Here is a 15,346-nt window from a genome sequence, read left to right as displayed (position 1 = left end):
CGGTGGATATAGAGGCTCTATTCTGGAAGCTGTATCGCTGCCCGGTCGAAGCCGATGTCCGCGTCGTCCTTGAAGACGAGGGTCTGCTAGAGTCTCCATCGAACTGGAAGCCCTATGGCGGCAACGACAACAACTACGGCGTTGTCGAGAATCAACAGGCCTCACCAATCCCAGCACTGGTGGAGAAAATAACGAACGGAATAGACGCTATATTGGAGCGGCGGTGCCTAGAAGAGGGAATTGATCCCAAATCACCAGAAGCACCAAAATCTATTCCCGAAGGCGTTGCCAACTTCTTTCCGGATCACAAAAACTGGGATTTGACAGCACATCGCAAGCAGCAGTCGGAAATGCTGCAGATTGTCGCCGACGGTCCTCGCATGGAGACATCCCTGATCATCTTCGATGAGGGGATCGGGCAAGCTCCGGAGGACTTCGAGGATACCTTTCTCTCGCTCTTGCGTGGCAACAAAAACGAAATCCACTTCGTCCAAGGCAAGTACAACATGGGCGGTGCCGGCGCAGTCGCATTCTGCGGGAAGTACCGCTACCAGCTCATTGCATCAAAGCGCTACGACAACAGTTCCGAGTTTGGGTTCACCCTTGTTCGCCGCCATCCACTGACCGTGTCCGAGGAAGTCACCCGCAAGAATACCTGGTATGAGTATCTCGTGATCGATGGCCATATCCCGTCCTTCGAAATTGACGAGATCGACTTGGGCTTGGCGAACCGAAGATTTCGAACGGGCAGCGTTATAAAACTCTATTCCTACGATCTGCCATCGGGTTCCCGGTCCGTCATATCCCGCGACCTCAACCAGAGTCTGAACGAGTACCTTTTTCGCCCCGCACTGCCGATTCTCACGGTCGACACGAAGAAGAGGTACCCTGATGACCGAAACTTGGAGCGAGACCTCTTTGGACTTCAGCGACGACTGGAAGAGGATGATAGCAAGTATGTCCAAACATACTTCTCCGATGAGATCAACGATGCTGAGATCGGAGCGCTGAGGGTCACCTCCTATGTCTTCAACGCCCGCGCGGAAGGGCGATCCTCCAAAGACACCCGAAGCACTATTCAACGCGAATTCTTCAAGAACAATATGGCGGTAATCTTTTCGATGAACGGCCAGGTGCATGGTCATCTCACATCGGAATTTGTTACCCGTTCATTGAAGTTCCCTTTGCTAAAGGATCATCTGCTGATTCATGTGGATTGCACCGGGATCAAGACAGGCGTCCGAAACGAATTGTTCATGGCATCGCGCGATCGCCTGAAAGGCGGCGAGGAATCACGCGCTTTGCGTAGGCGTCTTGCGTCACTGCTTACCAGTGGCCGGCTCAAGGAAATTAATGCCTCACGCAAGGCATCCCTGAATATCGAAGGCAACGATGCGGAAGACCTCCTACGCAACATGACCAGACACCTGCCTCTCAAACAGGACCTCGCGAAGCTGCTCAATCAGACTTTTCGTCTCGAGGACACACGAGAGGGCAAACGCCAGAAGCCGGAGACAAAAAAGAAAACCGAGAGCCCGAAACCAGAGAAGCCCGAATTCAAACCTCAGCGTTTCCCGTCGACATTCCAGATCGAAGTTAAGGCAAAGGATGGGTCTGGACTGCCCTTGGTTATGCTTCCAGCAGGGAGCTCCAAAACCATACGGTTCTCAACCGACGTCGAGGACCACTATTTCGATCGCGTGTCGGAACCTGGGGAGTTGCGGATTGCCCTCTTGGGACCCGAACCGTCAGAGAGCGACGGTGGCGACAAACCGGGGAGACTGACAGACGTCAAGTCGGTCCTTAACGTCGTCAAATCCAGCCCGACATCAGGCACCATTCGCGTGCATGTCAATGCCACTGACGATCTCGATGTCGGGGATGCTGTCACCCTACGCGCCGAACTGTCCCAACCTTCTGGCGTGTTGGAGCAGGTCTTTATGGTGAAGGTGACAGACCCTGCAAACAAGAAACCGTCGAAAGATCCTGGCGATACCCCGGATGACCGCCTTGGCTTGCCTGAACCTGTGATGGTCTACAAAGAGCCTCGTGGGGACGGTCCCGCCAACGTTATGACCTGGGAGAAGCTTGATGAAAGCGGTATCGACATGTCCCACGAAACCGTCGTTCATCCGCTTGCCGATGAAAATGGTTTAAGCGCGGTTTATGTCAACATGGATAGCGCGGCGCTGCTGAATTACCGCAGCGGCCTGAAGACCCCTGAAGCAATAACGGTCGCGGAAAAACGCTATTTTTCGGCGGTGTATTTCCATACCCTGTTCTTGTTTGCGATCACAAGAAACCGCAAATACCTCATCCAGCGTGAGGCGGAGGACACGGACAGCGTATCGGTCGAGATCACAGAGTACATCTCTGACTTGTTCACCAATGCCTACGCTCAGTTTCTTCTCAGCTTCGACACGCAGGAATTGATAAGCGCGCTGGAAGCATAGTGGTCAGAAGGGAACTTTGCCGAAGCAAAAACGAAGGCAGCTTACACATAGATCGAGGGATGCAGCCTAGCCCGCACACACACTCGAACAGAATCTTTACAATGACTTGGCTCTGTCGGCATGGGGCATGAGGAAGACGCTCAGCCCCTCTATAACATCATCCAATTCGCCGGGACTTATTGAAAGGTCTTCAACAAAGGCGCGCCATTGCCGCTGTTTCTGTTCGTCCGCAGCAAACGCCGGCGTCAGTGCATCGGGCAGCTCCGTTGGAACCGCTGTCTCGCGACGTGCGAAGGTCGCGGCAATCGCCTGCGCAAGCCTGTCATCATCAAAGCTGAACGACCGGCTGAGAATCCAGATGTCGTAGAAATCCTTCATCCGGCTGTTCGCCCGGCCCAGTGCCACCATCGCCTGGAACTTCTCGGCGATGACCGTCTCCCGCGCATAGGCGCGCAGTCTCGGCGCGGGGAGATCGAGCATGACCGGATAGTCGACGACTTCCGCCCCAGGCTCCATCGCATCGCCAAAGCCAATGTCGATTGTCAGATTGATCCGGGCCCCGCCGACCGAAGCGATCGCCCGCAGCCTGAGTCCGCCATAGTCGAGCACTTCGCGAATGCGGTCGACGCGCAGCGTGTCTGGATCGAACACGACGCCGTCTTCAACGTCCTGGGTAAGGATGTCCCGAAAAGTCGCCAGCATCGCGTCTTCGCTCGGGTCGCCGAAACCCAATAGATCGAGATCGCGCGTCCCGCGGTGCGGATCGTCGAACCAGCTCATCATCAGCATGGCGCCCTTCAACACGAAGCGGTCGGCATGCGGCGATTGGCTGAGCCGGAACAGAAGGCGCTCCAACGCAAAACGAGTGAGCACAAGATCGAAACTCTGCCCGTTCTCCTTGGAAAGCTTGAGGAGCCGCGCGCGCACCGAGGCGCCGAGATTTTTGATCTCCTTAGCCATTGGCGGTCAGCGCCTCCAGATAAGGGCGGATCACGGTGCTGACGCCGCCCGTATCGGCAGCCCTCGCGATGTCGGCGGGCGTGGCTTTACGTTGGCGCAGAGCCTCCTGCAGGCCTTCAAGCGCGACGGTGAGACCGATCTTGCCGCGATGCCGGAAACAGTCCGCGACGGTCTTCGACACACCGAATACCCTTACAGATACGCCCTCAATCACATGCGTCTCGACGCCGTCGGCAAGCAGATCGTCTGAGAAGCGCAGCACACGGATCGGCATTTCACTCGGCCTCGGCGTCCAGTCATTCCGGCCGATCGCCATCCACACTTTCTTCGAGAGCTGATCCGTGAGTCCGTAAAAAGCGAGCGCCGAAACGAGGCAGATCACGCCCTTGGGGAAACGCTTGGCCGCTTCGGCGAGGCTGTGATTTGCGTCGAGTTCTGCATCGGGAAGCTGGTAGAGCCCGCGCGCTAGGCGGATGACCTCGCCATCTTTCTCCATGCGGCTGACGGTTGCAGCGGTTACGCCGGCGTCCCTTAGTTCCGCAAGGCGCAGAATCCCACGTGCCGCGAGGAGATCACGGGCTATCTCACGTTGGGGCCTGGATTGAGGCATAGATATAGATTCTCGCACTCCAGAATTCATAGTGTGAGGATTTGTATCACATGGAATGATGAAGGAAAAGCCAAATCCTCCTCCCAGTAGGTCAACTGGCTCTGCCCCTTCGGCGCTGCGGGTGCTGGCGCCGACCATGGATCGCAAACCTCAACAGCCCGAGGACACGTTTGCCTTTGCCGAACGCCAAGATCGCTTGGGAGCTCAGAAACCCACCCCTTCGTCATCGTCGCCTGACAGGGCAATCTTTCCCTTTCCCGCGGCTGCCGGTCTGGAGCCTCGCTTCCGGTCGATCCGTTTCGGCAAAGCCTCTCGGTCGAGAAGCAGTCCGGTCTCATCGGAGCCCGAATCGAGCAAATCCGAAATCCTGTCGATCTCACCGATTACGAGGCAGGCCATTGCTAGCGTGCCGATGCTGACACCGTCGTCGCCCTTTTCCAGTCGGATGATAGTCCTCTCGGAAACACCGGCCCGCTCGGCGAACTCCCTCACCGAGATGCGCCGCTTCAAGCGGGCTATCTTGATGTTCGTTCCCAATACCTCAAGGGCTCGACGCGCGTTAAGGGAGGGTATCTTAACCGCCATATCTGACTGCCAATATATCTTTAGATGTCATATATGGCAGTTAGTCGATTCTGGGGATGAGGCGCAATGGCCACTCGGCAGCCGCACGGCCAATCCTCTGCACTTGGGGGAAAGAGCTTAGGAAATTTCACTGGCCGATCGAAGCACTGGACTGGCCCGGCCGCTCCGATCACTCCATGGTGAGGCTTTCAACCCTGGCTGATTGGGGACCAGTGGGTCGCTGATTGGAAGTGTGGGCGAACAACCAAGATGATGGGAAGGGGAAAGCCTTCCCCTGCGTCCGAGCCTGGGTCTCGGCCAACCCCTTCTGCCGGGAGACGCCGTGGGCGCCCCCAGAGAGTGAGAGTCGGCGGCTTTCGCCGTGACGGGTTTGGAGGTCGAGAGAGAGGCTCTCGGCCAGCCCGCCCACGGAGATTGACCCATGACGAACCTTGAAACCCAGGATGGCCGGCGCGACGCGAGCGGCGGCTACAAAGTTGATATCTCGCGCGGAGAGCGGCTCGGCCGAGTCTCCTCGGAATGGTTTTCCCGGCCGGATGACGAGCGCTATCTGTCCCTGTCGGAGCTTTACACCTCGGTGAAGGGCCGCGCCGAGCGCAGCCGCACGCGGACGGTCGAGAGCGCGGCGATCCGCGTCGAAGCCCATCGCGACGATCCGGAAAACCTGGCGCTCATTCTGCCCGAAGCCGACGCGCCGGCCCACGCCACCCATTGGAGCTTCGGCCAGCTCGCCAGCCTGGTCAGCGCGCCGGCTGCCTATCTGCGCCAGCTTCCCGCGCCGCTTGCCGGCATCAATCTGCAATACGGGCTCACCTCGCACCGCGCCGAACAGATCAAGACGCTGGAAACCGAAGACGGGCGCACGGAGCTGCGCGCCGTCACCGGCCCGGATTATGGCCGCATCTACGACCACGAACTCGTGGCGGCCGTGCAGAAGATCGCGGGGAACGGAACTGGCGATACGCGCTGGAAAGTGCCCGGCACGCTCGATTGGTCGAGCGGCGTCTACAACCCGATGGTCGACATCACCAAGGACACGACCACGCTCTACGCCTCCGACCGAGACGTTTTCCTCTTCCTGGTCGACGACATGAACCCGATCGAGGCGGGCAAGCTGCCCAATGGATCGCCCGATCTCTATTTCCGGGGCTTCTATTGCTGGAACTCGGAGGTCGGCGCGAAAACGCTCGGCATCGCTAGTTTCTATCTGCGCGCCGTCTGCCAGAACCGCAATCTCTGGGGTGTTGAGGACTTCCAGGAAATCAGCATCCGGCATTCCAAATACGCCGCCAATCGCTTCGCACACGTGGCGGCGCCGGCGCTGACCCGCTTCGCAGATTCCTCGCCGCAACCCTTCGTCGAAGGCATTCGAGCAGCACGCGAGCGGATCGTCGCCCGCAGTGATGACGATCGCATCGACTTCCTGCGCAAGCGTGGCTTCTCCAAGGCGGAGACGGCCAGGATCGTCGAAACGGTGTTGGCCGAGGAAGGCCGCCCGCCCGAGTCCGTGTTCGATTTCGTGCAGGGCATCACCGCCGTCGCCCGCTCGAAACCGCAGCAGGACGCCCGGCTCGAAATGGAGGGCAAGGCGAAGAAGCTCTTGGAGCGCGCAGCGTAGCTTCAACCGGCGCTCCGCCTTTCCGGTCCGTCGCTTCCTCAAGAGGAAGAGGCGGGCCGGGTTCTTCGTGACGGGTTTGGAGGTCGAGAGAGAGGCTTTCGGCCAGCCCGTCGCGGAGAACTGATATGACCAAGTCTCAGAAAATCACCCTCAGCGCCTCGCGCGACATCCCCTTCAACAAGCTGGTGCTGAGCCAGTCCAATGTCCGCCGCGTCAAGGCCGGTGTCTCGATCGAAGAGCTCGCCGAAGACATCGCCCGGCGCACGCTTCTGTCCTCGATCACCGTCCGGCCGGTGCTGGACGAGGACGGCGCCGAAACCGGCATGTTCGAGATCCCGGCCGGCGGACGCCGCTACCGGGCGCTCGAACTGTTGGTCAAGCAGAAGCGGCTGAACCGCACAGCGCCCGTGCCCTGCATCGTGCGCACGGACGGCCTCGCCGAAGAAGACAGTCTCGCCGAGAATGTTCAGCGGGCGCCGCTTCATCCGCTCGACCAGTTCCGCGCCTTCCAGGCGATGCACGAGAAAGGCAAGAGCGAGGAAGAAATCGCGGCGGCCTTCTTCGTCTCGGCGAACGTCGTCAAGCAGCGGCTCAAGCTCGCCGCTATCGCGCCATCGCTCCTCGACGCCTACGCTGAGGAGGAACTGACCCTCGACCAACTCATGGCCTTCACGGTCAATCCCGACCATGAGCGTCAGGAACAGGTCTGGGAGTCGATCAAACGGACTTACGCGAAACAGCCCTATGAGATCCGCCGCATGCTGACCGAAGGTGCCGTGCGCGCCTCCGACCGGCGGGCGCAGTTCGTCGGGCTCGACGCCTATGAGGCGGCCGGCGGCGCCATCCTTCGCGATCTGTTCCAGTCCGACGATGGCGGATGGCTGCAGGACGCTGGCCTGCTTGCAAAACTCGTCGACGAAAAGCTTGAAACCGATGCGGAAGCGATCCGCGCTGAGGGCTGGAAATGGATCGAGATCGGCACGGACTTTCCCTACGGCCATACCTACGGTCTGCGCCGGATCATCGGCGAGAACGAGCCGATGAGCGAGGACGAGATAGCGAGCTTCCAAGCGCTGAAGGCCGAATACGACAAGCTCGAAGACGAGTACGCCGACGCCGAGGAGTTCCCGGAAGAGATCGACACCCGGCTCGGCGAAATCGAAACGGCAATGGAAGCCTTGCAGGAGCGGCCCGTCCGCTTTGAGCCGGATGAAATCGCCATGGCCGGCGTCTTCGTCAGCATCGGCCATGACGGCCGACTGCGCGTCGAACGCGGCTATGTCCGTCCCGAGGATGAACCTTCCGTCCAATCGGACGGGCTGGATGAGGTCGACGGGATCGACGCCTCCGCCGACGAAGTTACGGCCCCCGACGCCAGCGAAGAGGCGGAAGAAGAAGACGATGGCCTGAAGCCGCTCTCCGACCGCCTCGTCATGGAATTGACGGCGCATCGCACGCTCGCCCTTCGCGACGCGCTCGCCAGCGATCCGCAGACGGCGTTCCTCGCCGCCCTGCACGCGTTGACCCTCCGGCTCTTCTATCACTATCCGCTGGATAGCTGCGTCGAGATCACGCCGCACAGCGCCGGTTTCGGCGCCCAGGCGCCGGGTCTCGGCGACACGGCTTACGCGCTCAGCATCGACGCTCGCACGACGAGTTGGCTAGGGGCGCTGCCGAAAGCGCCTGAAGATCTGTGGGACGCACTGGTCAGGTTCGACAACGACAGCCGCGAGGCGCTGTTCGCGCATTGCGTCGCCATGACGGTGAACGCCGTCCATGAGCCGTACAACCGCCGCCCGCGGGCGCTCGCCCATGCCGATTTGCTGGCGACGACACTCGGGCTCGACATGGCGAGTGCGGGCTGGACGCCGACGGGCGAGAGCTATCTGGCACGCATCACCAAGGCCCGCATTCTGGAAGCGGTGCGCGAAGCCAAGGGCGACGAAGCGGCCGACCGCATCGCCAGCCTCAAGAAACCGGAAATGATCGCGGCGGCCGAAGAGCTTCTCGAAGGGACCGGTTGGCTGCCCGAAGTACTGCGCATGCCGGCTCTCCCTGAGAGCGAAGCGCAATCGGCGGATAACGGCGGCGAACCGGCCATGGGCGATTCCGCCGTCATCACCGATGATGAACCTGTCACCGGCAACGCCTTCGCCACTGCGGCCGAGTGACCGGGAGCCAAGCCCCCCAACGGCTCCCGCAGCCGCCCCTGGAGCCCGCCCAATGTGGCGGGCTCCTTCTTTTTTGCTCTCAGCATGGAGGCGCAAATGAACAGCGCAGCATCCGAAATCGCACGACGGCTCGGCCGCGAGGCGGAGGCCGTCTGCCGCCATTACCTGTCTAACGGTCGCAAGCAGGGCCGATACTGGATCGTCGGCGACATCGAGAACACGCCCGGACGCAGTCTTTATGTTCGCCTGACGGGACCAGCCCACGGTCCGGGCGCCGCCGGAAAATGGACCGACGCCGCCACGGGCGAACATGGCGACCTGCTAGATCTCATCGCCGGCGCCCGGCAACTTCGCACATTCGGCGAGACGCTTGATGAGGCGAGGATCTTCCTGAGCCTCCCACGACCTGAACCGCCAACCCGCGAACGCGTGGTCGCGCCCAGAGGATCGCCGGAGGCTGCGCGGCGCCTCTTCGCCATGGGAAGACCGGTCGGTGGAACGCTCGCCGAGCGCTATCTTCATCGACGCGGTCTTTCCGGGCTTGGCGACGCGCCAGCGCTGCGATTTCATCCGTGCTGCTACTATTGGCGAGAAGGTCAGCCCCAAGACACCCCACCGGAGACCTGGCCTGCATTGCTCGCCAAGGTCACGGACGGGAACGGCAATCTCACCGGCGTTCACCGCACATGGCTCGATCCGGCGACGGCTCGCAAGGCGCCCCTCGATCCATCACGCAAGGCGATGGGGAACCTGCTCGGCCATGGCGTGCGGATCGGAACTGTGAGCGACATCCTCGCTGCTGGCGAAGGGCTGGAAAGCACGCTCTCCGTGCGCATGGCGTTGCCCAACATGCCCGTCATATCCGCGTTGTCGGCCAATCATCTCGCCGCGCTGATCCTGCCGACCGGGCTTCAGCGTCTCTATATCGCCGCCGACGCCGACGAGGCAGGCGCCATGGCCGTCGCCAGTCTGGCCGAACGCGCAGGTGTACTCGGTATCGAGACGATCCGGCTTTCCCCTTTTGGCGGCGACTTCAACGAAGATCTTCGCAAGCTCGGGCGGGACGGACTCCGGACGCATCTGGGTCAGCAACTGGCCGAGCCCGAGCAATCGCGGTTGCTTTCCGACGAACACTGAGCGGCTGAGCAGGCCCGTCACTGGTCTGGTCGCCATCGTCAGATCATCTCCTAATTCGAGAGCCTCGCCTTCGGCCTTCCGAGAGGAGCGAGACGGAGCGGAGACTGGCCGGGCCGGCAACGGCTGCGGCGTCACTCTTTTCCGCCGCCGGGCATAGAGGCCCGGCTTTGCATCGCGAAACAAAAGAGCGCCGCCTCCGCCGTCCTCCACCTTTGGCTCCGGCCGCCGTGACCGGCGGTGCAGTCCCGGCCAGCCCCCGCTTTCCCGTCGCTCGGGAAGGCCGCGAGAGGCGCGGCCCATGCCGAACAGGAGACGATCCCATGACCGCCGAGACCACCGAACCAATGGCCAGCTCCGCAACCGCGGCCGTACTCGAAGAATTGCAGCTCTATGGCTATCGGGCTTTTGCCGACGAGCCCGACCCGAGACCCTTACCCGAAGCCGACGCCCTCCAGGGTGCGATAGCCGACATCTTCGAAGCGCTCGCCGCCACGCTGGAAGACACGCGTCTCGAACCGGATCTCGAAGACCTGCTCTGGTCATTGACGAACCTGTTCCATCGCACAGCCGCCCGCGTCGACCGCGACCTCGACGACAACGAGCAGGCCCAGAAACGATCACAGCGTGAACAGGACGGCTCGGAAGTACGCTCGGTAGAACTTGAAGCCCTGACGGCTCAGGGCGTCACTCTGATCGAGCGGCGCAACGCTTACGAGCTCATGCGCGATATCGCAGCCGATCACTTCGAAACCCATATCGGTCAGACTTGGCGACCGCACTCAGGATCACGGATCAGTCACCGTACGCTGACAGCGGCCATGATCGACAGCCGCGACTTTCTGTCGGCGAAGCGACGCGCGGAGATCGAACCGCTTCTGCCCACCGGGCCACGGGTCGCCTTCTCCGGCGGGCTCGACGTCACCGACCATCGGGCCATCTGGGCGGCACTGGACCGGGTCAAGGCCAAACATGCCGACATGGTGCTTCTGCATGGCGGTTCGCCCAAAGGCGCCGAGAAGATCGCCGCTTGCTGGGCCGATAACCGCAAATGCCAGCAAATCGTCTTCAAGCCCGACTGGAAGCGCCACGGTAAGGCTGCGCCATTCAAGCGCAACGACGCGCTTCTTGAGGCGATGCCCATCGGTCTCATCCTCTTTGCAGGCTCCGGGATCACCGACAATCTCGCCGACAAGGCCAAGAAGCTCGGCGTCCCACTCTTCGATTTTAGACCGAAGAAAAACACTGCGCAGGCAGCGTGATGCATAGAACGCATCACTTGATGCGCGCGCCGGAAGGTTCCGGCGCGCGCCGCTTTGCGCTATACTTCGAAAGCGCCATGGCGGTTGGTGGAGGCGCTCCATCCAAAAGGAGACCGCCCATGTTTCTGTCCGCATTGCTGAGTGTTATCGGCCTTGGTTTTCTATGCTGGCTCTTGTTCAGCCTGGCTGTCTATGCGCTTCCATTCTTCGTCGCAATAACAGCTGGCTACTACGCCTTTGAAAGCGGCGCGGGACCGATCGGAACGGTCGCCGTCGCGCTGCTTGGCGGCGCTATAGTCCTTGTTCTCGGACAAGTGGCCTTCGCTACAATCCGCTCACCGATTATCCGCCTTGCGCTCGGGGCACTTTACGCCTTGCCGGCAGGTCTTGCTGGGTTCCATGCAGTGAAGGGTCTTTCACAAGCCGGCGGCGCAGGTGAGACTTGGACGCTCGTCTTCGCCACTGTCGGCGCGATCATTGTCGGCGTCACAGCATGGGTGCGTATTGCGTCTCTTGCAGGGCCAGAAGCACCTCACCCGCTTTGAAAGCAGCCGCTCGAAGAGATCGCAGCGAATTCAAACTTCGAGCCCACCTTGTTCATCGTTGCAGTAAGCACCACAGTCTCGAGAGGGCGGATTCCGATCGTTCGCTGCGCCAATGTTGAATACCGGTTCGCAGACGCTGAGTTGCCACGATCGTGGCAACTTTCTCACTCTATATCCCAATTGTCCTGAGATCGGTCGCCAGTTTAAATGATGTATCAATACTCGCGTTTTTGGATCACCCCGCACAACAGGACAGTTTCGCCACGTCCATGTCGAAGGTCTGCGCGGCGAGCTTCAGGCCCTCGGCCGTGGTGAGATAGGGAAAGATCGTCTCGCCGAGCGCCTTTGTCGTCATGCCGAACTTCAACGCCAGGACGAGCGTCTGGACACTGTCGGCTCCCTCCGGCGCCATAATCACGCCACCAAGGAGGCGGTCGGTCTGGACATCCGCGATGAGCTTGATCAGGCCGCGGGTGTCGCGGGCGGCGAGCGCGCGGGGCACGTTGTCGAGGGTCAGCACACTGGTCTTGACGTCATGACCCGCCGCGCGCGCCTGCGCCTCGATCAGCCCGACGCCGGCGACCTGCGGATCAGTGAACACCACCCACGGCATCGCGGCGTTGTCGTAGCGCTCCGCCCCGCCCAGTACGGCGTTGCGGGAAGCGAGCTTGGCTCCATAGGCGGCCATGTAGACGAACTGGTCTCGGTCGGTGACGTCGCCCGCCGCAAAGATGCCGGCCTTCGTGGTCTGCATGTCATCGCCAACCCGGATCGCACCGCATGCGTCGGTCTCGACGCCCATCCCCGCGAGGTCCAGCCCCTCGGTGTTGGGCGCGCGTCCCGTCGTCAGGACGAGGCGGTCGGCCGTCAGTTCGCGCTCCGCGCCATTCACCGTCACGGTCAGCACCGCACGGTCCCCGTCGCGCCGCGCGGTGTGGTAGGTCGCGCCATCGACGATGGCAAGACCTTCGGCGCGCAAGACCTCGGTGAGCGCCTGCGCCACCTCCGGCTCGGTGCGCGGCAACAGGTGCGAGCGGCAGACGATCGTAACCCGCGTGCCCATCCGCGCCATCATCTGCGCCAGCTCCACTCCGATATAGCCGCCGCCGAGGAAGATCAGGCTTTCGGGCAATCGGTCCATCTCCAGCAGCGACGTGCTGTCGAGCGTTGGTGCGTCCTGGATCCCAGGGATGTCGGGCACGGCGGGTCGGCCACCGGTCGCGACGATCACCTTGGGAGCCGTGATCCTGCGCCCGCCGACCTCGACCCCGCCGGGGACGAGACGCGCTGGACCCTCGTCGAGATAGGTCACACCGCCGTAGCCCGGCAACAGATCGGCGTACTTCTTCTGGCGCAGAGTCGCGACAAGATCGTCCTTGGCCGCAACCAGCGTCGACCAGTCGGCGACCCGCGCCTCGCCGTGCAGGCCCGGGAACCGGCGCGCCGACTGCGCACCGTACAGGGCTTCTGCGGCCCGGATCATCATCTTGGACGGCACGCAGCCCACGTTCACGCAGGTGCCGCCGATGGTGCCATGCCCAATCAGCGCGACCCGTTTGCCACCTTCCGCGGCGGTGATCGCGGCCGAGAACCCGGCCGATCCGGCGCCGATCACGGCAAGGTCGAAATCGCCCTTGGGCGCGCAGCAATCGTCTTTCATCAAGTCATCCATCCGTTCGAGTGGTCTGGCGCCGCTGCCGTCTCCAGACCGCGTACACGGTCAGCCCGACGAAAATGGCGAGCGCGGGCAGCAGAACGTAGTCAAGCCAGCCCAGCCAGGCCGACAGCCCCACGGCGCCGAGAAGCACGACCAGCACCGGCGTGAAGCAGCAGAGCGCCGCGATGACGGTGCCGACGACACCTGTCGCGATCAGCTTGCGGTCGGTCTGCTCGGTCATCCCGTCAGCCCGCGATGCGCGCCGGGTAGCCTGCATTGGCCGACGCGGTCGCTATGGCGTCGGCACTGGTAGTGGAAGTATCGAAGATGACCGTGGCGGTGCGCGCCTCGAAGTCGATCTCGACGGCACGGACGCCGGCGACGCCTTCCATCGCGCGCTTCACCGTCACGGGGCAGAGTGCGCAGGTCATGTTGTCGACGGTGAAGGTCACGGTCTGCTCGGCGGCGACGGACTGCGCGGCAACAGGGATGGCCGTGATCGGCGCGACGGCGGTCAGGCCGAACAGCACTAGTGCAAGGATCTTCTTCATGGGGTTTCCTTTCGGGGTCAGTAGAGCAGCGGCGCCCACCAGTCGATGGTGAGCGCGGCGACGACGAGGATCAGGGATGCCCAGAGCGCAGTCTTGGTAATCCGCGCCGAGGATGGCCTTGCGCAATAGGAACCGGGCTCGCAGACGGTCGGCTTGCGGAAATACACCTGCCGGAATCCCACCCCGATGAAGCCGAGCGCAATGACAGCGAAGATCGGCTTGTATGGCTCCAGCGCCGTCAGGTTGCCGATCCAGGCCCCCGAGATGCCGAGGGTCAGCAGCACCAGCGGCCCCACGCAACAGGCCGAAGCGAGGAATGCGCCGAGCACCCCGCCCGCCGCGAGCCAGCCCTTTCGGGCCGGGCGATCCGCGCCAGTGCTGTCAATTCTGTCGTCTGTCAGCGCCATGTCGCGCACCTCTCGTCTGTGATTGACGATGGGTGTAAGGTCTGTAGCAACTACAGGCTCAAGAGGAAACTTGCTCATGACCGATCACAAGCGCGAGAGCGGCTTCACACGCGGAGACCTGGCCCGGGCGACCGGCTGCAACATTGAGACGATCCGCTATTACGAGAAGACCGGCCTTCTGCCCGACCCGCCGCGCACCGCCGTCGGCTACCGGATCTATTCCGCCGCACACGCCACGCGCCTACGCTTCATCCTGCGCGCCCGCGAACTCGGGTTCTCGATGGAGGACATTCGTGGGCTGCTGGGGCTCGAAGACGGCACGGCGCCGACCTGTGCTGAGGTCAAGGAGCGGACGGAACGCCACCTTGTCGATATTCGCACGAGGATCGCGGATCTCCGGCGAATCGAAGCCGTCCTCGCCGCAACCGCATCCAGGTGTTCGCGCGCCAAGGCCCCGGACTGTCCGGTGCTCGACGCAATTACGCACCCATACAAAAACGCCGCAACCATAAACAGCTCGTGAGCGGTCATTCATTAAATTGCCGGTCGAACGGCGACTCTGGGCCGCGAGCGAAACTGCCGGCGAGTAACGTCAATAGTAGCCCGGTCCGCATAGCCCCTTTTCCAGCTGCTCCCCAGATGTCAGCTTCTTGACTGAAATTCGCAGCGCGTGCACCGGGCTCACCAGAGAGTGCTGTGGCGGAATTCGTGCGCTGACAGCGGGGGGGCGTTCGAGCGCGCCGCTTCGGACGACGACAATTCACAGCCTTGTCGATCTGTCCTCCCCGGATGACATCATTCATCTCTTGGCCCAATGCGAGCAACCATCTTTCGAAACAAGTTGCCGGCGTTTATCGGTAATCGCTGACGACTTTCAACGGTTCTCTTGAAGCTCATCACCCACGCCCGACGCGGCCTCTCATGGACTGATCTGGCCGGGATCGGCTGACGCCTCGACCGCCTTGGCCGCAACGGCGGCGCCGGACTTTCTTCCCCTGGGCGTCGCCCATTCCTCGCGAGTCAAGAAACTCTGTCTCCGCCGTCCTCCTCTGCGCTGCGGGCCGCATGGGCTGCGTCGGCGGTCGTCCCGGCCTCGTCGATCGCCATCGAGGCCGCGACGGGCGCGGGCTCGAAAGCCAAAAGGAGAACTGACATGGCCACCATCGGAACTTTTAAGAAGTCCGCCAACGAGTACGTCGGCGAAATCGTCACCCTCAGCGTTCAGGCGAAGAATGTTCGGATCATCCCGGAAGAGGATTGCGCGAATGACAACGCACCCAGTCACCGCGTTTTCGTCGGTCGCGCCGAGATCGGCGCCGCCTGGTCCAAGCGCTCGACTGAGGGCCGCGACTATCTGAGCCTCAAACTGGACGATCCGAGCTTCACCGCTCCG

15 protein-coding genes are annotated in these 15,346 nt (G+C 62.0%); 8 read left to right on the top strand and 7 right to left on the bottom strand.

Translation table 11 applies throughout. The annotated features are described in order from the left end of the window. The first annotated feature begins 2 nt into the window (after nucleotides 1-2). Entirely contained in the window at nucleotides 3-2,453 is a 2,451-nt protein-coding gene (locus tag ACFQDM_RS13930; RefSeq protein ID WP_377380015.1) for a hypothetical protein, read from the top strand. 96 nt (nucleotides 2,454-2,549) lie between these two features. On the opposite strand, the gene ACFQDM_RS13925 is transcribed toward ACFQDM_RS13930, so the two are convergent. The 3 genes from ACFQDM_RS13925 to ACFQDM_RS13915 form a co-directional block, all read right to left on the bottom strand. Then, nucleotides 2,550-3,413, bottom strand: coding sequence for a nucleotidyl transferase AbiEii/AbiGii toxin family protein (locus ACFQDM_RS13925; RefSeq protein ID WP_377380013.1), 864 nt, complete (start codon nucleotides 3,411-3,413; stop codon nucleotides 2,550-2,552). Further along, nucleotides 3,406-4,023: a type IV toxin-antitoxin system AbiEi family antitoxin domain-containing protein gene (locus ACFQDM_RS13920; protein ID WP_377380011.1), complete on the bottom strand. Its 618-nt coding sequence runs from the start codon at nucleotides 4,021-4,023 to the stop codon at nucleotides 3,406-3,408. The genes ACFQDM_RS13925 and ACFQDM_RS13920 overlap by 8 nt, the downstream gene beginning before the upstream one ends. Before the next feature lie 204 nt (nucleotides 4,024-4,227). Next, nucleotides 4,228-4,608, bottom strand: a complete 381-nt coding sequence (locus ACFQDM_RS13915) for a helix-turn-helix domain-containing protein (RefSeq protein WP_377380009.1) — start codon at nucleotides 4,606-4,608, stop codon at nucleotides 4,228-4,230. Nucleotides 4,609-5,029: 421 nt separating this feature from the next. Between ACFQDM_RS13915 and ACFQDM_RS13910 the strand changes: the two genes are divergently transcribed. The 5 genes from ACFQDM_RS13910 (at nucleotide 5,030) to ACFQDM_RS13890 (ending at nucleotide 11,338) form a co-directional block, all read left to right on the top strand. Beyond that, entirely contained in the window at nucleotides 5,030-6,226 is a 1,197-nt protein-coding gene (locus tag ACFQDM_RS13910) for a DUF932 domain-containing protein (RefSeq protein WP_377380007.1), read from the top strand. Nucleotides 6,227-6,351: 125 nt separating this feature from the next. After that, a complete protein-coding gene (locus tag ACFQDM_RS13905) occupies nucleotides 6,352-8,397 on the top strand; it encodes a ParB/RepB/Spo0J family partition protein (RefSeq protein ID WP_377380005.1) in 2,046 nt (681 codons plus the stop codon). A gap of 96 nt (nucleotides 8,398-8,493) precedes the next feature. After that, nucleotides 8,494-9,534 carry a DUF7146 domain-containing protein gene (locus tag ACFQDM_RS13900; protein ID WP_065382707.1) on the top strand — a complete coding sequence of 347 codons (1,041 nt, stop codon included), beginning with the start codon at nucleotides 8,494-8,496 and terminating at the stop codon, nucleotides 9,532-9,534. Between the two features lie 320 nt (nucleotides 9,535-9,854). Further along, the gene (locus ACFQDM_RS13895; RefSeq protein WP_065382896.1) at nucleotides 9,855-10,793 is read left to right on the top strand and encodes a DUF2493 domain-containing protein; all 939 of its coding nucleotides are present in this window, start codon (nucleotides 9,855-9,857) and stop codon (nucleotides 10,791-10,793) included. Nucleotides 10,794-10,912: 119 nt separating this feature from the next. Next, nucleotides 10,913-11,338: a hypothetical protein gene (locus ACFQDM_RS13890; protein WP_065382895.1), complete on the top strand. Its 426-nt coding sequence runs from the start codon at nucleotides 10,913-10,915 to the stop codon at nucleotides 11,336-11,338. A gap of 235 nt (nucleotides 11,339-11,573) precedes the next feature. Here ACFQDM_RS13890 and merA read toward each other — a convergent pair whose 3' ends face one another. Genes merA through ACFQDM_RS13870 form a run of 4 tightly spaced genes read right to left on the bottom strand, consistent with a single transcriptional unit; the run spans nucleotide 11,574 to nucleotide 13,953 of the window. Further along, nucleotides 11,574-13,010, bottom strand: coding sequence for a mercury(II) reductase (gene merA / locus ACFQDM_RS13885; RefSeq protein WP_377380002.1), 1,437 nt, complete (start codon nucleotides 13,008-13,010; stop codon nucleotides 11,574-11,576). Further along, nucleotides 13,003-13,236, bottom strand: a complete 234-nt coding sequence (gene merF, locus ACFQDM_RS13880) for a mercury resistance system transport protein MerF (RefSeq protein ID WP_139069000.1) — start codon at nucleotides 13,234-13,236, stop codon at nucleotides 13,003-13,005. Before merF ends, merA begins: the two co-directional genes overlap by 8 nt. Before the next feature lie 4 nt (nucleotides 13,237-13,240). Further along, nucleotides 13,241-13,546, bottom strand: a complete 306-nt coding sequence (locus ACFQDM_RS13875; RefSeq protein ID WP_065383361.1) for a heavy-metal-associated domain-containing protein — start codon at nucleotides 13,544-13,546, stop codon at nucleotides 13,241-13,243. A gap of 17 nt (nucleotides 13,547-13,563) precedes the next feature. Then, entirely contained in the window at nucleotides 13,564-13,953 is a 390-nt protein-coding gene (locus ACFQDM_RS13870; RefSeq protein WP_065383360.1) for a mercuric transporter MerT family protein, read from the bottom strand. Between the two features lie 76 nt (nucleotides 13,954-14,029). On the opposite strand from ACFQDM_RS13870, the gene ACFQDM_RS13865 reads away from it, so the two are divergent. Together ACFQDM_RS13865 and ACFQDM_RS13860 are read left to right on the top strand one after the other, a co-directional pair. Then, the gene (locus ACFQDM_RS13865; protein WP_065383359.1) at nucleotides 14,030-14,476 is read left to right on the top strand and encodes a MerR family transcriptional regulator; all 447 of its coding nucleotides are present in this window, start codon (nucleotides 14,030-14,032) and stop codon (nucleotides 14,474-14,476) included. Nucleotides 14,477-15,106: 630 nt separating this feature from the next. After that, nucleotides 15,107-15,346 (top strand): DUF736 domain-containing protein (locus ACFQDM_RS13860; protein WP_377379998.1); only part of this gene is annotated, 240 nt, incomplete at its 3' end.

It is taken from the genome of Ponticaulis profundi, assembly GCF_042659465.1.
Taxonomy (GTDB): domain Bacteria; phylum Pseudomonadota; class Alphaproteobacteria; order Caulobacterales; family Hyphomonadaceae; genus Ponticaulis; species Ponticaulis profundi.
Note: the sequence above shows the minus strand (reverse complement) of the source record. Positions and strands in the feature narration are given on the sequence as shown.